The sequence below is a fragment of the Acidovorax sp. 62 genome (assembly GCF_002754495.1).
In the GTDB taxonomy this organism is placed as follows: Bacteria; Pseudomonadota; Gammaproteobacteria; order Burkholderiales; family Burkholderiaceae_C; genus Acidovorax.
The window spans coordinates 3,070,751-3,091,588 of the sequence record NZ_PEFJ01000001.1; the positions used below are offsets into that span (position 1 = coordinate 3,070,751).

At 56.4% G+C, this 20,838-nt stretch carries 16 protein-coding genes; all 16 read right to left on the reverse strand.

Translation table 11 applies throughout. The features are described from left to right. Positions 1-85: 85 nt before the first annotated feature. A complete protein-coding gene (locus CLU86_RS13775) occupies positions 86-889 on the reverse strand; it encodes an amino acid ABC transporter ATP-binding protein (RefSeq protein WP_099741997.1) in 804 nt (267 codons plus the stop codon). Continuing rightward, positions 870-1,523, reverse strand: coding sequence for an amino acid ABC transporter permease (locus tag CLU86_RS13780; RefSeq protein WP_099658793.1), 654 nt, complete (start codon positions 1,521-1,523; stop codon positions 870-872). The genes CLU86_RS13775 and CLU86_RS13780 overlap by 20 nt, the downstream gene beginning before the upstream one ends. 189 nt (positions 1,524-1,712) lie before the next feature. Then, positions 1,713-2,504 (reverse strand): amino acid ABC transporter substrate-binding protein, encoded by a 792-nt coding sequence (locus CLU86_RS13785; RefSeq protein WP_099741998.1) that lies wholly within the window; start codon positions 2,502-2,504, stop codon positions 1,713-1,715. A gap of 247 nt (positions 2,505-2,751) precedes the next feature. Then, positions 2,752-4,230: a glutamate synthase subunit beta gene (locus tag CLU86_RS13790; protein WP_099741999.1), complete on the reverse strand. Its 1,479-nt coding sequence runs from the start codon at positions 4,228-4,230 to the stop codon at positions 2,752-2,754. A gap of 48 nt (positions 4,231-4,278) precedes the next feature. After that, entirely contained in the window at positions 4,279-9,012 is a 4,734-nt protein-coding gene (locus CLU86_RS13795; protein WP_099742000.1) for a glutamate synthase-related protein, read from the reverse strand. 168 nt (positions 9,013-9,180) lie between these two features. Beyond that, entirely contained in the window at positions 9,181-9,879 is a 699-nt protein-coding gene (locus CLU86_RS13800) for a transposase (protein ID WP_099742001.1), read from the reverse strand. A 90-nt stretch (positions 9,880-9,969) separates the two neighbouring features. After that, positions 9,970-10,875 (reverse strand): SAM-dependent methyltransferase, encoded by a 906-nt coding sequence (locus CLU86_RS13805; protein ID WP_099742002.1) that lies wholly within the window; start codon positions 10,873-10,875, stop codon positions 9,970-9,972. A gap of 33 nt (positions 10,876-10,908) precedes the next feature. Continuing rightward, on the reverse strand, positions 10,909-11,547 hold the full coding sequence (locus CLU86_RS13810) for a DUF1415 domain-containing protein (RefSeq protein WP_099742003.1): 639 nt from the start codon (positions 11,545-11,547) through the stop codon (positions 10,909-10,911). A 72-nt stretch (positions 11,548-11,619) separates the two neighbouring features. After that, positions 11,620-12,789: a deoxyguanosinetriphosphate triphosphohydrolase gene (locus CLU86_RS13815; protein ID WP_099742004.1), complete on the reverse strand. Its 1,170-nt coding sequence runs from the start codon at positions 12,787-12,789 to the stop codon at positions 11,620-11,622. 58 nt (positions 12,790-12,847) lie between these two features. Beyond that, entirely contained in the window at positions 12,848-13,948 is a 1,101-nt protein-coding gene (aroB, locus tag CLU86_RS13820; protein WP_099742005.1) for a 3-dehydroquinate synthase, read from the reverse strand. Between the two features lie 74 nt (positions 13,949-14,022). Continuing rightward, positions 14,023-15,633 carry an Ig-like domain-containing protein gene (locus CLU86_RS22640; RefSeq protein WP_143226709.1) on the reverse strand — a complete coding sequence of 537 codons (1,611 nt, stop codon included), beginning with the start codon at positions 15,631-15,633 and terminating at the stop codon, positions 14,023-14,025. Positions 15,634-15,660: 27 nt separating this feature from the next. Then, positions 15,661-17,778 (reverse strand): type IV pilus secretin PilQ, encoded by a 2,118-nt coding sequence (gene pilQ, locus CLU86_RS13825; protein ID WP_233195003.1) that lies wholly within the window; start codon positions 17,776-17,778, stop codon positions 15,661-15,663. Between the two features lie 20 nt (positions 17,779-17,798). Continuing rightward, positions 17,799-18,344: a pilus assembly protein PilP gene (locus tag CLU86_RS13830; RefSeq protein WP_099742007.1), complete on the reverse strand. Its 546-nt coding sequence runs from the start codon at positions 18,342-18,344 to the stop codon at positions 17,799-17,801. Continuing rightward, positions 18,341-19,027, reverse strand: coding sequence for a type 4a pilus biogenesis protein PilO (locus CLU86_RS13835; protein ID WP_099742008.1), 687 nt, complete (start codon positions 19,025-19,027; stop codon positions 18,341-18,343). Before CLU86_RS13835 ends, CLU86_RS13830 begins: the two co-directional genes overlap by 4 nt. A 1-nt stretch (position 19,028) precedes the next feature. After that, positions 19,029-19,649: a PilN domain-containing protein gene (locus CLU86_RS13840; RefSeq protein WP_099656597.1), complete on the reverse strand. Its 621-nt coding sequence runs from the start codon at positions 19,647-19,649 to the stop codon at positions 19,029-19,031. Then, positions 19,646-20,725 carry a pilus assembly protein PilM gene (locus tag CLU86_RS13845; protein ID WP_099656598.1) on the reverse strand — a complete coding sequence of 360 codons (1,080 nt, stop codon included), beginning with the start codon at positions 20,723-20,725 and terminating at the stop codon, positions 19,646-19,648. The genes CLU86_RS13840 and CLU86_RS13845 overlap by 4 nt, the downstream gene beginning before the upstream one ends. Between the last annotated feature and the right edge of the window lie 113 nt (positions 20,726-20,838).

Here is a 20,838-nt window from a genome sequence, read left to right on the forward strand (position 1 = left end):
CAAGGCAACATACATACATTCGTGTTTGTTTGTTTCCCAAACACGAATGCTGTGTTCGCCAAAACCGGGCCAGTGCGGGGCAACCTCACAGCATGTGGTTCAAGAAAGCGCGGCTGCGCTCATGTCCCGGCCCCGCAAAAAACTCGGCCGCAGGGCGGGTTTCCAGCAATTCGCCCTGGTCCATGAACGCCACGGTGTGCGCCACTTCGCGGGCAAAACCCATCTCGTGCGTTACCACCAGCATGGTCATGCGCTCCTGGGCCAAGGCGCGCATGGTGCGCAGCACCTCGCCGGTCAGTTCAGGGTCCAGGGCCGATGTGGGCTCGTCAAACAGCATGATGTCGGGCTCCATGGCCAGCGCCCGGGCAATGGCCACGCGCTGCTTTTGCCCACCCGACAGGCGCGAGGGATAGTTGTCCTGCTTGGCGCGCAGCCCCACCTTGTCCAGCAATGCCTCGGCACGGGCCACGGCCTGATCGCGCGCCATGCCCTGCACCACCATGGGCGCTTCGATGAGGTTCTCCAGCACCGTGAGGTGCGGAAACAGGTTGAAGTGCTGGAACACCATGCCGGTTTTGCGGCAGATGCGGCGCACCTCGGTCTCGCTCGCGTAGCTGCAACGCCCGGCAGCATCGGTCTGGGCCAAGGTTTGGCCTTCAATGGCGATGTGGCCACGGTCGATGGTTTCGAGGTGGTTCAGGCAGCGCAAAAACGTACTCTTGCCAGACCCCGAAGGCCCGATCAGCGCCACCACTTCGCCCTGCCCCACCGTGAGCGACACATTGCGCAGCACAGGCACCCGGCCAAAGGCCTTGTGGATACCGCGCGCCTCGATCATGGGCTGGCCTGGGTTGTCCATGGCCCCATGCTCACTCGTCGTGCTTGGCATAACGCTTCTCCAGACGCTGGAAGCCCCAGGTCAACACCAGGGTCATGACAAGGTAAAAAGCCGCCGCCGCGATAAAGGGCGTGGTGGTGAAGTCGCGCTGCACAATGCCCCGCGCTGCGCGCAAAAGGTCGTTGAGGGCCAGCACGTAGATCAGCGAAGTGTCTTTGACCAGGGTGATGGTTTCGTTGCTCATGGGCGGCAAAATGCGCCGCACCATTTGTGGCAGCACGATGCGGCGCATCGTTTGCCCATAGGTCATGCCCAGCACCTTGGCGCCTTCATACTGACCCCGGTCGATCGACTGAATGCCCGAACGAAAGATCTCTGCAAAGTAGGCGGCATAGTTCAGCGCAAAGGCCACCACCGCCGCCGGAAAATCCGGCAGCCGCACGCCAATGACAGGCACAAACGGCAGCGCAAAGTAGATGAACAGCATCTGCAGCATGAGCGGCGTGCCCCGCATGAGCCAGATGTAGCCGTTGACGAAGCCCGACAGGGCCTTCCTGCGCGACACCCGCGCCAGCGCCAGCGCCAGCCCAAGCGGCACGGCCAGCGCCAGCGTGATGGCGAACAGCTTCAGGGTGACCGTGGCGCCCTGCGCCAGCGGTCCCAGGAGGGAGAGAACGTAGTCCATGCTGTCGCGACAGTTCAGTATGTTTTGTACGCGGCCGTCAGCACGGGCGCGGCCCAAGCCAGCGGCCACCGCGCAAGGGCCTGAGCTGGCCGCGCCGCCCCGCCGCGCTGGTGGCGTCCCCCTTCCCGGCTCGCGCAGCGAGGCGAGAGAAGGGGGAAGCGGCGCAGCCGCTCAGGGGGTTGTACCTTGTTATTTGATGATGTTCTTACCAAACCATTGCTCAGCAATCTTGGCGGCAGCACCGTCGGCCTTCATGTCGGCCAGGGCCTTGTCCAGCTTGCCTTGCAAAGCGGCGTCGTCCTTGCGCACGCCTACGCCATAGTCTTCGGTGCCAAAGTGGGCATCCAGCACCACGTATTCCTGGGGCTTCTTGGCCACGTAATAGCGGCCCACCACCTCATCGACCACCACCGCATCCAGACGGCCGGTGGACAGGTCCATCAGCGCGGTCACGTTGTCACCAAAGGTCTTGAACTCCTTGAAGGTCTTGAAGACCGCGTCTTCCTTCTTCACGGCGTCCACCGCACTGCTGCCCTCCTGGGCCCCCACGGCCTTACCCGCCAGATCGGCCTTGGTCTTGACGTTGGACTGCGCGGCCACCACGATGATCTGGTGGTTTTCCATGTACGGCGCGGTGAAGGCAATGTTCTGCTTGCGCTCTTCGGTGATGGTCAGGCCGTTCCACAAGGCGTCCACGCGCTTGCCCGACAGCTCGGCCTCTTTGGCGCTCCAGTCGATGGGCTTGAACTCCACCTCGGCACCCAGGCGCTTGGCGGCTTCGCGGGCCATGTCGATGTCAAAGCCCACCAGCTCGTTCTTGTCGTTGCGAAAGCCCATGGGCGGAAAGTTGTCGTCCAGACCCACCACGATTTTGGTGACGGCGGCAGGCGCTGGCGCAGCAGCAGGTGCGGGGTTGTCGGTTTTGCTGCATCCAGCAATCAGGGCACCCAGCAGGGCCAGGGCGGCGGCGGTTTTTTTCATGGCTATCGGCTCTCAAATCACAAACAGGAAACCCAGCGCGCGCAGGCAACCTGCAGCGCAAAACCCTCTATTGTCCGCTATGGCGCTGCCCGTACCCCATGGGCGCTTGCGACGCCAAGGGCACTTTGAGCCAAACCATGGCCTAGCGCTTATTTGATAAGCGCTAGCAGCTATCAATTAAATAGCAAAAGAAAAAGCGCCCCGCAGGGCGCTTGGGTGGGCCACAGCGCAAGCGCCGCGGGCTCTATCAACGTGGCAGGTCGGAGTAGCCCATCAGGAACTCGTCCACCGCACGGGCGGCCTGGCGGCCTTCGCGGATGGCCCAGACCACCAGCGACTGCCCCCGGCGGATGTCACCGGCCGCAAACACCTTGGGCACGTTGGTGGCATAACCGCCGTCGAACTCGGTGGTGGCGCGGGCGTTGCCACGGGCATCCTTGTCCACGCCAAAGGCGTCGAGCACGGCGGCCACAGGGCTCACAAAGCCCATGGCCAGCAGCACCAGGTCGGCCTGGTAGTGCTTTTCGGTGCCTGGGATCTCGACCAGCTTGCCGTCCTTGAACTCGACCTGCACGGTGGTCAAGCTCTTGACCTTGCCTTTTTCGCCCGTGAACTCCTTGGTGGAGATGGCGAACTCGCGCACGCAGCCTTCGTCGTGGCTGGAGCTGGTGCGCAGCTTGAGCGGCCAGTAAGGCCAGGTCAGCGGGCGGTTTTCCACCTCGGGGGGCTGGGGCATCACCTCGAACTGGGTCACGCTAGCCGCGCCATGGCGGTTGCTGGTGCCCACGCAGTCGCTGCCGGTGTCGCCGCCACCGATCACAATGACATGCTTGCCCGTGGCCAGGATCTGGCCCTTGAGCTTGTCGCCTGCATTGACCTTGTTCTGCTGGGGCAGGAACTCCATGGCGAAGTGAATGCCATCGAGGTCACGGCCGGGCACAGGCAGGTCGCGCGATTGCTCGGCGCCACCGGTCAGCAGCACGGCGTCGAACTCTTTGTTCAACTGCTCGGGCGTGATGGTTTCCTTGGCCCAGTTGGTGACCTTGGAGTCCTTGCCCAGGCCGTCCTTGGCGGCGCCCACGAACACGCTGGTACGGATGACCACGCCTTCGGCTTCGAGCTGCTTGGCGCGGCGGTCGATGTGCGACTTCTCCATCTTGAAGTCAGGAATACCGTAGCGCAGCAAGCCGCCCACGCGGTCGTTCTTTTCAAACAGCGTGACGCTATGACCGGCACGGGCCAGTTGCTGTGCTGCCGCCAAACCTGCAGGGCCCGAGCCCACCACAGCGACCTTCTTGCCTGTTTGGTGCTTGGCAGGGCGGGGCTTGACCCAGCCCTCTTCCCAGGCGCGGTCGATGATCGCGTGCTCGATGGACTTGATGCCCACGGCGTCGTCGTTCACGTTGAGCACGCAGGCTGCCTCGCACGGTGCGGGGCAGATGCGGCCGGTGAACTCGGGGAAGTTGTTGGTGCTGTGCAGCACCTCGATCGCGCTCTTCCAGTCCTGGTGGTACACCAGGTCGTTGAAGTCCGGAATGATGTTGTTGACCGGGCAGCCGTTGTTGCAGAACGGCGTGCCGCAGTCCATGCAGCGCGCGCCTTGCACCTTGGCCTGGGCGCTATCGAGCCCGATGACAAATTCCTTGTAATGCTTCAAGCGCTCGGCAACGGGCTTGTAGCCCTCTTCGATGCGCTCGTATTCCATGAAGCCGGTAGTTTTTCCCATGACGGTGTCCTTGTTTATGAATGCTGTGCGAAGGTGAACGGCGCTGCCTTACTTGGCAGGGGCCGCTTCTTTTTTGGTAGCAGCTACCGCTGGTGTAGCGGACTCCTCCAGCACTTTTTGTTCATAAATTTCAGCCAGGGCACGCTTGTACTCGGTCGGGAAGACCTTGACGAACTTGCCACGCGATGCCGCCCAGTTGTCCAGCAGTTCGCGCGCACGCTTGCTGCCCGTCCAGCGGTTGTGGTCCTCCAGCAGCTTCTTGAGCTGGGCTTCGTCCGTCTGGCCGTTATGCCAGATGGCGCGCGGCACCGTGGCCTCTTGCTCCGAGGCAGGCAGGATGCGCTCCAACGTGACCATGGACATGTTGCAACGCGTGTCGAACTGGCCGTCTTCGTCGTAGACATAAGCGACACCGCCGCTCATGCCCGCTGCGAAGTTGCGGCCGGTCTTGCCCAGCACCAGCACGGTGCCGCCGGTCATGTATTCGCAGCCGTGGTCACCCGTGCCTTCGACCACCGCCGTGGCACCCGACAGGCGCACCGCAAAGCGCTCACCGGCCACGCCGCTGAAGAAGGCCTCACCCGTGGTGGCGCCGTACATCACGGTGTTGCCCACGATGGTGTTGCGCACCGCGTCGCCGCGGAAGTCGATGCTGGGGCGCACGATGACGCGCCCGCCCGACAGGCCCTTGCCCGTGTAGTCGTTGGCATCGCCAATCAGGTACAGCGTAATGCCGCGTGTGAGGAACGCACCGAACGACTGACCGCCCGTGCCTTCCAGCTGGATGCGGATGGTGTCGTCAGGCAGGCCTTCGGGGTGGGCGCGGGTGACAGCCCCCGAGAGCATGGCGCCCACGGAGCGGTTCACGTTGCGGGCCACTTCGATGAACTGCACGCGCTCGCCCTTTTCAATGGCGGGCTGGCTGCGCTCGATGAGCTTGCGGTCCAGCGTGTGCTCGATGTTGTGGTCTTGCACATCGACGTGGAAGCGCGGCACGTCGGCAGGCACGCTGGGCTGAGCGAACAGGCGGCTGAAGTCCAGGCCGCGTGCCTTCCAGTGCGAGAGGCCAGCGCGCATGTCGAGCAGGTCGGTGCGGCCGATCAGGTCGTCGAACTTCTTGATGCCCAGCTGGGCCATGATCTGGCGCACTTCTTCCGCGATGAAGAAGAAGTAGTTCACCACATGCTCAGGCTTGCCCGAGAACTTCTTGCGCAGCTCGGGGTCTTGCGTGGCCACGCCCACGGGGCAGGTGTTCAGGTGGCACTTGCGCATCATGATGCAGCCCTCGACCACCAGCGGAGCGGTGGCGAAGCCGAACTCGTCCGCGCCCAACAGCGCGCCGATGGCGACGTCGCGGCCGGTCTTCATCTGGCCGTCGGCCTGCACACGGATACGGCCGCGCAGGCGGTTCAGCACCAGGGTCTGCTGGGTTTCGGCCAGGCCGATTTCCCAGGGGCCGCCGCAATGCTTGATGGACGACCAGGGCGAAGCGCCCGTGCCGCCGTCGTGCCCGGCGATCACCACGTGGTCGCTCTTGCACTTGGCAACGCCCGCCGCAATGGTGCCCACGCCCACTTCAGACACCAGCTTGACGCTGATGCCCGCGTGAGGCGCAACGTTCTTCAGGTCGTGGATCAGCTGGGCCAAGTCCTCGATGGAGTAGATGTCGTGGTGTGGTGGTGGCGAGATCAAGCCCACACCCGGCACGCTGTGGCGCAGCTTGCCGATGTAGTTGGAGACCTTGCCACCCGGCAGCTGGCCGCCTTCACCGGGCTTGGCGCCCTGGGCCATCTTGATCTGGATTTGGTCGGCCGACGACAGGTATTCGGCCGTGACGCCAAAGCGGCCCGACGCCACCTGCTTGATGCGGCTGCGCAGCGAGTCACCGTCCAGCAAAGGCAGATCGACTTCGACGTTTTCCACACCGATCACGCTCTTGAGCGTGTCGCCCTTCTTGATCGGGATGCCCTTGAGTTCGTTGCGATAACGCGCTGCGTCTTCGCCGCCTTCACCGGTGTTGCTCTTGCCGCCGATGCGGTTCATGGCCACGGCCAGCGTGGCATGGGCCTCAGTACTAATGGAGCCCAGCGACATGGCGCCGGTGGCAAAGCGCTTGACGATTTCCTTGGCGGGCTCAACTTCGTCGATCGAAATGGCCTTGGCGGGATCGATCTTGAACTCGAACAGGCCGCGCAGCGTCATGTGGCGCTTGCTCTGGTCGTTGATCAGCTGGGCATATTCCTTGTACGTGTTCCAGTTGTTGGCGCGCGTGCTGTGCTGCAGCTTGGCAATCGCGTCAGGCGTCCACATGTGGTCTTCACCCCGGGCGCGCCAGGCGTATTCACCGCCAGCGTCCAGCATGGTTTCGAGCACGGGATCGTCGCCAAACGCCGCCTTGTGCATGCGGATGGCTTCTTCGGCGATCTCAAACACGCCGATGCCTTCCACACGGCTGGCGGTGCCGGTGAAGTACTTGCCCACGGTTTCCGTGTTCAGGCCGATGGCCTCGAACAGCTGGGCGCCGCAGTAGCTCATGTAGGTGCTCACGCCCATCTTGGACATGATCTTGGACAGGCCCTTGCCAATCGCCTTGACGTAGTTGTAGATGGCCTTGTCGGCCGACAGGTCGCCGCCCAGCTCTTTGTGCATGTCGGCCAGGGTTTCCATGGCCAGGTAGGGGTGCACGGCTTCGGCGCCGTAGCCCGCCAGCACGGCGAAGTGGTGCACTTCGCGGGCGGTGCCCGTCTCAACCACCAGGCCTGCCGTGGTGCGCAGGCCTGCGCCCACCAAGTGCTGGTGAATGGCCGACAGGGCCAGCAGCGCGGGAATGGCCACTTGCGTGGCGCTCACCGCGCGGTCGCTGATGATGAGGATGTTGGCGCCGCCCTTGATGGCGTCCACGGCCTGTGCGCACAGCGAGGCCAGCTTGGCTTCCACGCCCTCACGGCCCCAGCTCAGCGGGTAGGTGATGTCGATGGTGGCGCTCTTGAACTTGCCTTGGGTGTACTGCGCGATGTCGCGCAGCTTGGCCATGTCGGCAAAGTCGAGCACGGGCTGGCTCACTTCGAGCCGCATCGGCGGGTTGACCTGGTTGATGTCCAGCAGGTTGGGCTTGGGGCCGATGAAGCTGTTCAGCGACATCACGATGGCCTCGCGGATCGGGTCGATCGGCGGGTTTGTCACCTGGGCGAACAACTGCTTGAAGTAGTTGTACAGCGGCTTGTTCTTGCCCGAGAGCACAGCCAGCGGGCTGTCATTGCCCATCGAGCCAATGCCTTCTTCACCGTTTTTGGCCATGGGCGCCATCAGGAACTTGATGTCTTCCTGGGTGTAGCCAAAGGCTTGCTGGCGGTCCAGCAGGGGCAGGTCTGCAGCCTGGGGCGCAGCCGCCTGGGCACCGGCTTCGATGCTGTCGAGCTTGATGCGCAGGTTCTCGATCCACTGCTTGTAGGGCTTGGTGTTGACGACGTTGGCTTTGAGCTCGTCGTCGTCGATCATGCGGCCTTGCTCCAGATCGATCAGGAACATCTTGCCGGGCTGCAGGCGCCACTTGCGCACGATCTTGTTCTCAGGCACGGGCAGCACGCCCGACTCCGAGCCCATGATGACCAGATCGTCGTCGGTGATGCAGTAGCGCGATGGGCGCAAGCCGTTGCGGTCCAGCGTGGCGCCGATCTGGCGGCCGTCGGTGAACACGATGGAGGCCGGGCCGTCCCAGGGCTCGAGCATGGCTGCGTGGTATTCATAGAAGGCGCGGCGGCGCTCGTCCATGGTGGTGTGCTGCTCCCAGGGCTCGGGGATCATCATCATCACGGCCTGGCTGATGGGGTAGCCAGCCATGGTCAGCAGTTCCAGGCAGTTGTCGAACGTGGCGGTATCGGACTGGTCGGCAAAGCTGATGGGGTAGAGCTTTTGCAGGTCGGCCGCCAGCACGGGCGAGGCCATCACGCCTTCGCGGGCCTTCATCCAGTTGTAGTTGCCCTTGACGGTGTTGATTTCACCGTTGTGCGCCACGTAGCGGTACGGGTGGGCCAGCGGCCACTCGGGGAAGGTGTTGGTGGAGAAACGCTGGTGCACCAGGCCGATGGCCGAGATGCAGCGCTCGTCCGACAGGTCCTTGTAGTACACGCCCACCTGGTCGGCCAGCAGCAGACCCTTGTAGACCACAGTGCGGCTGGACATGGACGGAACGTAGTATTCCTTGCTGTGCTTGAGCTTGAGCGCCTGGATGTTGGCGCTGGCCGTCTTGCGGATCACGTACAGCTTGCGCTCCAGCGCGTCCTGCACGATCACGTCGTTGCCACGGCCGATGAACACTTGGCGCAGGATGGGCTCCTTCTTGCGCACGGTGGGAGACATGGGCATGTCCACGTTGACCGGCACATCGCGCCAACCCAGCAGCACCTGGCCTTCGGCCTTGATGGCGCGCTCCATCTCCTGCTCGCAAGCCAGACGCGAGGCATGCTCCTTGGGCAGGAAGATCATGCCGACGCCGTATTCGCCAGACGCTGGCAAGGTCACGCCTTGCTTGGCCATTTCTTCACGGTACAGCGCGTCGGGAATCTGGATCAGGATGCCGGCGCCGTCGCCCATCAGCGGATCGGCCCCGACAGCACCACGGTGGTCGATGTTTTCCAGAATCTTCAAGGCCTGCGTCACGATGTCGTGGCGCTTGATGCCCTTGATATGGGCCACAAACCCGAGGCCGCAGGCGTCGTGTTCGTTACCCGATGAATACAAACCGTGTTGTTGCAGATGCTGGATCTCGGCAGCCGTGGTCATGGCGCACTCCTCATATTTTTCGCAGGGATGCCGAGATTAGTGCAATGCAACATGGGATGCAAGCAGATTAAATAGGGTCAGATACTATTTAAATTCCAACAAAATTCATCAACAAATTATTGGGGACATATCAAATTAGGGCGCACCATCCCTTTGGGCAGCTCGCAATCAGTGGTCAGTCTGCGCTTTGCGAGGCCTTCCAGGCTGAGAGCGAGTCACGCGGCGCACTGTCTTCGCCTGGATTTCTTCCAAGAACGTCGCAGACCCCAGCGCCCACCCGTTCAAAGCAGAGTCCACCAGAGACTTTTGCTGCGATGCGGCCAAGCCAGACTCGAGCAGGGCCAAATAGGCAGCTTCGCGCGCGAAAGGAGTGTTGCCCAGCGCCCAATAGCAGGCATGGGGTGATAGGACGCGGTCATGGCGCAGGCCAAGCCAATGGGATGCACTGGACCACCGGTAGTCAGAGGCTTGCACCACCAAGCCACTGCGCACCGGATTCAGGTCCAAAAACACCATGCAAGGCAAAAGATAAGCCTCCGCTTCCAGCACCGTAGAGCGGTAGCGCCCTTCCCACAAAGTACCTGTGCGCCCATGGCGGCGGTTGAAGTACTGCGCATAAGTGCGGCCCACAGATTGCATCATCTTGGGCAGCCCGTCTGCAGAATCAGGTGTCGCCAGCAAGTGGAAGTGGTTCTCCATCAGCGCATAGGCATGCACTGCCACGCCATGCTTGAGCGCCTGCTCGGTCAATTGCGCCAGGAAGGCATCAAAGTCGTCGGCATCGGCAAAAATGGGCTGGCGGTTGTTGCCCCGCTGAATCACATGGTGCGGGTAACCGGGCAAAGTCAGTCGGGGCAAACGGGCCATGGGAGGCGTTGGCCAAAGCGGCCATGCGGCAAAAAGGGACGATGATAAATGCGTCCCCTATTTCCGCCGTGCGCCTGCACCCAATGGAGGTTATGACAGCGCTGCCTCAGCCTCCAACCCAAATCTGTGACCCATGGACTGCTGAAGGCCAAACTCATCCAACAAGGCCGCCAAGCGCTCTACCGCGCTGCGCTTCTTTTGCCCGGTGTAGCGGGCAATGATCAGCTCATTTTTCATGCTGTGCTCCCACCCCACCAGCTCCGTCACCGTCACTTGGTAGCCACGCGCCTCCAGGTACAGGCACCGCAACACGTTGGTGACTTGGCTGCCCAGCTCGCGGGTGTGCAGCGGGTGCCGCCAAAGCTCTGCCAATGGAGTGCGCGCCAACTGCAGCGCCTTGTCGCGGCGCAAGCAGGCGGCCATCTCAGCCTGGCAACAGGGCACCAGCACCATGGCACGGGCCCGCTTTTGTAGACCAAACGCAATGGCATCGTCGGTGGCGGTGTCGCAGGCATGCAAAGCCGTCACCACGTCCATCTGCTCTGGCAACTCTGCCACCCCCATGGACTCGGCCACAGAGAGATTCAAAAACGACATGCGATCAAAGCCCAGCTGGGACGCCAATCCACGCGACCGCTCCACCAGCTCGGCACGCGTTTCAATGCCGTAAATATGCCCGCGCCCCAGTTGCTTGAAGAACAAGTCGTACAGGATAAAGCCCAGGTAAGACTTGCCAGCCCCGTGGTCGGCCAGTCCCGGACTTCGCCCCTCTTCTGAAAACTCTTTCAGTAAAGGCTCGATGAAATTGAAGAGGTGATAGACCTGCTTGAGCTTGCGACGGGTGTCTTGGTTCAGGCGGCCATCGCGGGTCAGTATGTGCAGCTCTTTGAGCAGCTCAACAGACTGCCCCGGGCGCAACTCATCCAGCACAGAAGATGACTCTGACGGCCTTTTGCCGCCAGCCGCTCCGCTGGGTGCGCGACCTGCATCCGGCATAACTTTGCGTTTTGTTTGTGAGCTTGCCATGCCTTACTCTCCTTCACCAGAGCGATCCATGACGCCGTGCACGGGACAGCGTGCCCCCACATCCAACTCAGCCCAGCCCTGGGTGCCAAGACCTTCCAGAACTTCGATATTTCGCTCAAAAATGGCGTCCGCCTCTGGAAACACCGCCACCGCCCGGTCAATGCTCTCTTCGCGCAGCAGGTGCAAGGTGGGGTACGGCGTTCGGTTGGTGCAGTTGGAGACATCGTCCAGCTGCGTGCCAGCAAACTGAAATTGTGGGTGGAAAAAAGCCACTTGCAGCAGGCCATCTAAATCCAACGCCTGGACCAAATCGTCCACCAAAGCCGTGAAATCGTTGAAGTCCAGAAAATCAGCCATGCAGCGAGGTGCCATCAGGAGCGTGGTGTCTCGAACCTCCGGGGAGATGTCAGACAAAGCCAGCAACTCCCGACGCACATCCGCCAGCAAGGTGCCGGCCTCCGTGGCTGCGCTGACGACATAGTGCACTTGCCCTTTGACATGCACGCCCTTGGCAAAGGGGCAGAGGTTGAGCCCAATCACGGCGCGCTCCAGCCAACGGACGGTGTCTTCAATCACGATCGCCTCCGAGCCATCCTGGGTCAAAAGGGTCGCGTTGGAGCTATCTGGGGTGGTCGAAGTCATCGCACAAAGAGGCCAAAGCCGCAGCAAGAAAGAGGCGGATTGTATGCGTGCCCCTTTCTACCCCCTTCTGGATCAACCCATCAGACGCTGACCAGACAAGCGCTCGTGCTCCCGAATGGCAAACCGGTCGGTCATGCCAGCGATGTAATCGGCCACGATCACAGCCCCGGCCTGCGCATCACCCAGCTGTGCTTTTTCGGCATAAGCCGGTTTCATCTCAGCAGGGCGCTCCACATAGATCGCAAACAACTCCCGTACGATGCGTTTGGCATTGCCCGTGGTTTCCATCACTTGCGGATGGCGGTACAAAGCCCGAAACAAAAACCGCTTGAGCTCCAAGGATTGCTCACGCATGAATGCACTGAACTGGACCAGCACAGGCATCCTGCGTACAGCCTGGACATCGGCGGGCTGACACTCATCCAGTGCCAAGCGCGTTGCCGCAATCACGTCATACACCTGCGCACTGAGCATGCGACGAATCGACTCATGCAAACAGCGCCGCTGCATGGATGGCGAAGCCAGCTGAGGGTGTTCTTTCAGCGCTTCTGCACGATAGCGGTCAAACAAGGCCACTTCTTCCAACTGGGCCATGGAGAGCAACCCAGAACGCACACCATCATCAACATCGTGGGCGTTGTACGCGATCTCATCCGCCAGATTGCACAACTGGGCCTCCAAGCTGGGTCGCATTTTTTGCAAGAACCTCGCCCCCACCCCCTGCGGCTCGCTCATCTCAAGCAACTGAGCATTTGCAGGCGAACAGTGCTTCAAGATTCCCTCTCGGGTCTCAAAGCTCAGGTTCAGGCCATCGTAGGCGGGATAGCGCTCTTCCAAGCGGTCCACCACCCGCAAACTTTGCAGATTGTGCTCAAAGCCCCCAAAGGGCTTCATGCATTCATTCAACGCATCCTGCCCCGCATGCCCAAACGGCGTGTGCCCCAAATCGTGCGCCAGTGAAATCGCCTCGACCAGGTCTTCGTTAATACACAGCGTGCGGGCAATAGACCGCCCTAACTGTGCGACTTCCAAAGAATGGGTCAGCCGAGTACGAAATAAATCCCCTTCGTGGTTCAAGAAGACCTGCGTTTTGTAAACCAGCCGCCGAAACGCGGTGGAGTGAACAATCCGATCCCGGTCCCGCTGGTACTCCGTACGCGTTGGCGCTGCAATCTCTGGATATTGGCGCCCCCTGCTAAACGCAGGATCACAGGCGTATGGAGCAAGCAATGGAAGTTCCATTCAAAACTGACTCTAGCGCTTTAACAGAAAGCGTTAGAAGCTATCAAAAGCATAGCAATTAAGCACAACAGGCGTCGATCACTTCACGCACCAAAGCGTCTGGCGCTGGACGGACCACAGCCTTGCCCGGCCCATCGATCAACACAAACCGGATTTCACCAGCTTCCGATTTCTTGTCGATGCGCATCAGTTCTAGGTAGCGACCTGCATTGTCCTTAGGGTCGATAACCGGGCCCTTGATTGGCAACCCCGCTCGCTGAATCAGCGCTTTTAAACGCTCGACGAAGGCAGCATCCACCATCCCCAAACGGTGAGACAACTCTGCCGCCATGACCATGCCTGCAGCAACACCTTCACCATGAAGCCAAACACCGTAGCCCATACCTGTCTCAATGGCATGACCGAAAGTGTGACCGAAATTCAGGATGGCGCGCAGGCCGGACTCTCGCTCATCTTCCGCAACCACCAGGGCTTTAATTTCGCAGCACCGCTTGATGGCATATGCCAACAATGAATGATCTTTGGACATCAATCCATCCATCGATGACTCAAGCCAGTCCATGAAGTCAGCATCGTAGATGGGGGCGTACTTGATCACCTCTGCCATACCCGCACTCATCTCTCGGGCAGGCAGGGTGTCCAGCGTGTCGACATCACAGATTACCAGCTGTGGCTGATAGAAGGATCCAATCATATTTTTGCCCAGGGGATGATTGATAGCCGTCTTTCCACCCACAGAAGAATCCACTTGCGCCAGAAGCGTCGTAGGCACCTGCACAAACGGGATACCGCGCATATAGGTCGATGCGGCAAAACCGGCCATATCCCCAATAACACCACCACCGAGGGCAAAAATTACTGTCTTTCGATCACAACCATTTTCCAAAAGACAGTCGAATATTTTACTTAAGGAATTCCAATTTTTCTGGGACTCACCATCCTTTAAAACCAAAACAATAACATTAGAAAATTTATTATCTATTTTCCCAATCAATAGATTGGTGTAAATTGGAGAAACAATGTCATTCGTAACAATCAATGCAGAAGAGCCTAATGGAATGTAAAAATCATCGCCTGCATCAAAAAAACCTTGACATATTTCAATCAAATAAGATCGCCCCTCCAAACCAACACAAACACTTGAGAATTTGCGATACATATTTAAAAATTCAATATCAATTCACAAAGCAAAAAGAGCAGACTAGCTGCTCTTTTTGAACAATCACCTACAATTTAATTGGGGGAATTGCACCCCAAGGCTCCATAGGGCGGCTTTCTAAAAGAGCCATTAGCAACGTCAGCCTCAAGTGCCTGGGTCAGATAGAGCTTCTCAACAGAACCTTCAGAACCTGCAACATTGGTCGTTACCTTTACAGCATAGTCAATCCAATAAGCAACGCTCTGGGGATACTCAACTTGAATAGTTGCTCGACCGTTAGTACCAGTCACTTGCCCACCGACATACGAAATAATCACATCAGCTTTTCTCGGTTCAATGACACCATTACTATTGACATCTTCACCAGCATCCAAAAGACCATTGCGATTGGTATCTTCATTCAAACAGATCGAAGGTGTGCTTGTATAAGTAATCGCATCACTGACGACATCAATTCCGGCAGCTTTTCTATAATAGCGCAAATCTACGCTTGCAGAAATTTGAGCATTAGAAACAGCATTACCAGCCGCATCAGCGACAGCCACATCAAATTTCTTAATGTATGTCAGACTATTGGCCCCTGCGGTGAGCAAATTATTATCACCTAATGTGATCGAAAGTGGAGAGTTCGCAACCGTCATCGTTGCGGAGCGCGAATCAGGGCAAGCACCATTTGCAATTGCAGCATCCGTTAGTGCGTAACACGCGCGAATCAATATTCCATTCGTTGGGCTGGAACGGGTGCCAGAGATATAATCAGCTGTTGCAACACCATTTTGGTCCGTATAGACAGTTGCAGATCCGGTAGAAATTTGCTCACCAGCACCCAAACTAGGTTCTACAATTTCGAATCTGACTCGAATATTTTTAATCGCACGGTTTGACGCATCTTGGAATATTGCACGCAAAGCAGCTTTATTTGTCGTAGCACCGTTCAGATTTGGTGCAATGGTATTTGGCGTAATCGCGAGGCTCGCTGCTGAAATCACGCCAACCGCATCCGGCACGCTACCAGTAGGACCCACGATCTGAATTTCACGGCTTTTCGTGACACCCGATGCCGCTGTTACTACGGTGTAGGTCCCTACGGTCGTGGGAGCAGCCGACAAATTCGCTGTTGCAGTACCTGTGGAGTCCGTGGTCACAGTGCCTTTGAACCCCAAGCTTCCAGAAAGAGAAATAGGAGTATTACCAATACCCACGCCATTGACATCCACAACCTTGACGGTCAAAACAACACTAGCCCCCGGTGCAGGCGCGGCAGGTACTGTCGACAACGCAATGTCGCTCCCCGTCACGGTGATGGTGTCAGTCTTTGCCTTGCCACCTACAGTCATATTTACAGTAATAGTTCTATTCGATTTATTACCGCCCATCGAAATCTTTCCAACGGCCTTCCCCGACGTATCGGTAGTCGTATTCGTTGGCGTATAAATACCAGAACTCAAATTGACCTTGAAATCCACACCTGACACAGGATTGTTGTTTGCATCCAGTGCTGTCGCAGTTAATGTCGCCTCATCCGCACCAGAATTTGAAATAGAACTCTTATCTAACACGTAGTCAAAACTTGCAACAGTGGCTGTAGTACCACCGGGCGTCGTACCAGCGCTGCCACCGCCGCCACCGCAAGACGCAAGGAGTGCGACAGTCGCTATCGCAAATAAATTTCCGAAAAATTTCATAATTCAACACCCTCTTTTCAAAAAGAATCAACGACTAACGGTGCGATCCGTAATAACTTTTGGCGTTATAAAAACCAACATCTCACGCTTGACCGATTCTTTTGTTCTATTTTTAAACAAATTACCAACAACAGGAACATCGCCCAATAAAGGAATCTTATTTTCCTGATTGGATTCTTCCATTTCGAAAATACCGCCAATCACCACTGTTCCGCCATTCTCAATAAGAACTTGAGTCTTAATGTGCTTTGTATCAATAGCAACGCCCTGCGATGTGGTTTCGCCCCTGCTGTCCTTGCTAACATCCAAGTCAAGAATAATATTTCCCTCGGGAGTAATCTGAGGGGTAACCTCCAATTTCAAAACGGCTTTCTTGAACGCAATGGTAGTGGCCCCATTGGGTGCCGTTACGGAGTAAGGGTACTCCGTACCCTGCTCAATCAAGGCCTTTGTTTGATCAGCAGTAATCAAACGCGGGCTAGATACAATCTTACCTTGCCCATCCGCCTCCATGGCAGAGAGTTCAAGAGTTAAAAATCTATTCGCTGCCGAATTGAATATAGAAAGAGCGAAAGATCCAAAATTATCAACACCAGAAAGCGATGCCGGTAAATTAACGAATGTTCCACCAGTATTGACTGTAGTTCCATAGCCCGCCGAGCTTGTGGCGTTTGCGTAACTCGTACCAAAAGCGACACGGTTATTTCCACCGATTCCATAGCCGCCGTCACCGCCCAACTGTGCGCGAAGATCACCTCCGCCCAGTTTTACACCAAGAGAGCGACCAAAAGTATCGCGGGCCTCAACAATGCGCGCTTCAATCATCACCTGACGCACTGCGACATCTAGCGTTGATAGCAACTTACGGACCTCCTCCAATTTGCTTGGAGTATCCGTGACAAAAAGCTGATTGGTGCGAGGCTCAGATATAGCACTTCCTCGCTCAGAAAGAAATCTATTGGACGTTCCACCACCACCGCTGCTAGACGAACTGGTAGTCAACTGCGTCACCATATCGGCCGATTTAGCGTAATTCAGCTGAAATGCTTGGGTTTTTAATGGCTCTAGCTTTTGAATTGAAAGTGCCGCTTCATAATCTTTTTTGGTGCGATCATCTATTTCATCTTTTGGCGCAATCCACAAAACACTACCGGTCTTGCGCATCCCCAAACCCTTGGCATCCATAATGATCTGCAAGGCTTGATCCCACGGTACATCCTTTAATCGAAGGGTCAATGCACCGGTAACCGTATCAGAAGTGACAATATTGAAATTGGTAAAATCAGCAATCACCTGCAAGAGAGATCGAACTTCAATATTTTGAAAATTCAAAGAAAGCTTTTCGCCACTGTAATTGGGGCCTTGGGTCAATTTTGATAAATCAACTTTCTTCTGCCGAACTTCGATGACAAATTGATTGTCGCTCTGATAGGCACTGTGCTCCCAATCACCTATGGGCTCGACAAGCATACGCACCTTGTCGCCTTGTTGAGTCGTGGTGATTGACTGAACGGGAGTCCCAAAATCAGCCACATCCAAACGCCTACGCAGCCCCTCGGGCAAACTTGATCGCAAGAACTCGATAGCTAAGCCTTTCCCCTGTTGCCGGAGGTCCACGCCAATCTGATTGTTTGGCAGCTCAACAACAATTCGACCAGCCCCATCAGCGCCTCGCCGAAAGTCGATGTCCTTCAGTGTTAAAACTTCATTGTTATAGCTATCGGCAAACTTTGCGGTTTGCTGCACAGGAGCGCTTGAAGAAGCACTGACTGGATCTAGCATGATAAGCAGCGCACTACCCTGAATTTCAGCCCGATACGACGTAGGCTGCTTCAAATTGAGGACGATGCGCGAACGCCCGCCAGCTTCCACGACATTGGCAGACTTCAAATTACCCTGATTGATGTCAACAGCATTTTTTCCAGTTGCATTGGAGGCCCCTGGAAAATCCAAAGCAATACGCGCAGGCGATTGAGTCGCAAAGCCGGTTGGCAAACCTGCAAGAGGCTCCGCCAAATCAACCCGCAGAACCTCAGCTCCACCTTGCAATGAACCGGTCACAGACCGAATAGCTTGCTGTGCCAGCGCAGCTGTTGACAAACAAGTGATGCAGATTGCAACAGCTGTATGTTGGAAAACTTTCATTATGGAATCACTTTGTTGCTTCATTTTTTGGCACCCTCTTGTAGGTCAAGTGAAGTCATTCGCTCTGTCCAATCTCCGGTTGCATCTTGAACAATTTCTCGAATTTTTATTTCTGATTCAGAAATACTCAGAATACGTCCGTAGTTTTGCCCCAAATAGCTTCCGACCTGAACTTGATGCAAGAGCTTATCGACTTTAAGCAAAGCTGTAGGCTTTCCACTCTTACTCAAACTACCAACCATTACCATCGCATCCAACGGAAATGCCTCTAAAGGCTCTTTGCGCCTGATTTGCTCTGGCGCTATTAGTGCTGCATTTGCCCCTGTCTGCGAAGAATCACGCTTCAAAGCCTGCGTCAATTTGAGCGAGTTGAAAGGGTCCAACTCCGAAGCCACGGTGTAGGCCTGTGGTTCGAATTTCTTAGGCTCTGTAATCGGTGTGATTCTAGGTTTCGCTTGAGCACGTTCGCTGGCCATCCACTGGCGCAAATCGTCCTCTCCCGAAGAAATACACCCAGAAGTTAGAGCAATGACCGTTACAGCCAATAATGCTTTAAAAGCACTCATTTAGCGCCTCCTGCTTTTGTCGCAGTTGCTTTGCGTTGGGCTTGAATTTCTTCACTGTCCAAATAACGGAAGGTGCGAGCAGTACCCTCTAGGGTCAAAGCACTTGGATCTTTGGGATTAGCTGTCACAGACAAATCATTCAAGGTCACAATCCGCGAGAGATGAGCAACATCCGATGCAAAAGCACCAATATCGTGGTATTTACCCGCAACCTTCAACGAAATTGGCAATTCAGCATAGTAGTCTCTTGCAACCAGTTGCCCTGGCCTGAAAAGTTCAAACTGAAGACTCCGCCCCAAGCCTGCCTGATTGATGTCTGACAAAAGCGCTGCCATTTCAGCTTTGCTAGGCAACTGCTTCTCTAGTTGAATCACATATTGCTGCACTTGTTCACGTTGTTTCTTCAACGCATCAAGGCTGACGGCCTTTATCAATTTCTTTTGATAATCTGCGCGCAATGTAATTTCAGTGTTGCGCTCCGTCTCTAACTCAGCTTCGTAGTCTTTAATGACAACAAACCATAGAAGAACAGCGACAACGACTGCGGTGACGACATACAACAGCGCCCGCGGCAGAGCGGGCCAAAGAGATGGATCTTTGGTGTCCAGCCCGCTAAATTGCCTGGTTAGTTTTCCTTGAAACTCCGCAAAATCAAATTGCGGCGAGGACTTTTTCTTGGCCATTTTATGGTTTCCCCGTCACACCGGCCTTGCCAGCCGCCACATCTGAAGATTTTGCCGAATCGACAGGGCTCATCAACGTGAATGTCATTTTGAAAGCAGAAACGCGACGCTGATCTTTGGCTGACAGAGGCACATTCGCAGACACAATTTCAACCAGTTCAGGCTTGGAAATCCAAGGGGTGTTGCTAGAGAGATTGCGCAGCAGCTCTGAAACTCGCTCATTGGACTGAGCCATGCCTTGCATCGTTACAGTCTTGTTTGTCTGCTTGAAATTGCTGATAAACACGCCATCTGGGAGCTGCTTGACCAGCTCATTGAGCAAATGGACAGGAATATTCCGATCTGACTGGAGATTCTCGACAGCCTTTTGTCGCGCAACCAAGGCTGCGATTTCATCTTCAATCGTGGCAATTTCCTTGATTTGGTTTTCAAGAACAGCAATCTCTTGCTTGAGGAACTTATTTTTGTCCTGCTGCTCAGTTATCAATAACTGCAACCACCAGTAGATGGCTCCAGCAATGACCAAACCCATCAAAAACGATGCGAACAACGCAGCTTGGAACGCTTCGCGGCGGCGCTTTCGCGCGGCTTCACGGTGCGGAAGTAGATTGATCAAGATCACCGCAGGAACCTCCGCATTGCCAACCCACAAGAGGTGAGATATGACGGCGCCTCACGCACCATCTTTTTCAGACGTACTCCGCTACCGATTTCCATGCCATCAAACGGATTGACGGAACTGCATGCAAACCCCGACTGCTGAGTCACAGCTTCTGTCAAACCAGGCAGAGGAGCAGATCCTCCTGCAAGCAAAATGTGATCAACGCGGTTATGGGGCGTACTTGTGAAGAAGAACTGCAGCGCACGCACAATTTCCTGTGCCATGCTGTCAACGAAAGGACGCAACACAGCCGACTGATAATCTTCTGGAAGGTCACCGCTTCGTTTTTTGCTTTCCGCCTCTTCGACAGAAAATCCGTATTGACGAACAATCAACTGCGTTAGCTGCGCACCACCAAAGGCTTGATCTCGGTCGTACAGAACCTCTTCGTTCAGCATAACTTGCATGCTTGTCGTCAGAGCACCCACTTCAAACAGCGCGACCATCGCATTGGAGCCCTTGCCTGGAAGTGCTTCAATGAGACGACCCGCAGCCAATCTAGAAGCGTTCGACTCAATGTCGACAACGATGGGCTTGAGGCCTGCGGCTTCTGCCAGACCTTGTCGGTCCTGCACTTTTTCTCGTCTGGACGCAGCGATCAAAACTTCAACGTCCCCCGGCGAGCTTTTGCTAGGGCCGATGACGCAGAAGTCCAAACTCACTTCGTCCAAAGAAAAGGGAATGTATTGATTGGCTTCAGACTCCACCTGCACTTCAAGCTCTTGCTCGGTCATTCCACCGGGCAAAGTGATTCTTTTGGTGATCACGGCAGATGAAGGCAAAGCCAACGCCACGTTCTTCGTGCGTGTCCCGCTTTTTTTCACAAGGCGACGCACTGCCTCAGCAACCTCATCGAACTTTTCGATGTTGCCGTCAGTGATCCATCCCCGCTCCAGCGGTTCGATAGCGCAACGTTCCAGAACAAGGCCTCCCGCCTTATCCCGCCCTAACTCCACCAGCTTGACGCTGGATGAGCTGATGTCGATACCCAGCAGAGGCGCAGCCTGGCGACTGAACAAAGATCCCATTGAGATCAAGATTGGTCCCCTGTAACTTGTCAAAATGACGCAACAAAACTTAACACTTCACTTCAATGCTATCAGTAAGATAGTTCTCCAGCAAAGAATTTTGCCCGCCTTTGAACTGCAGA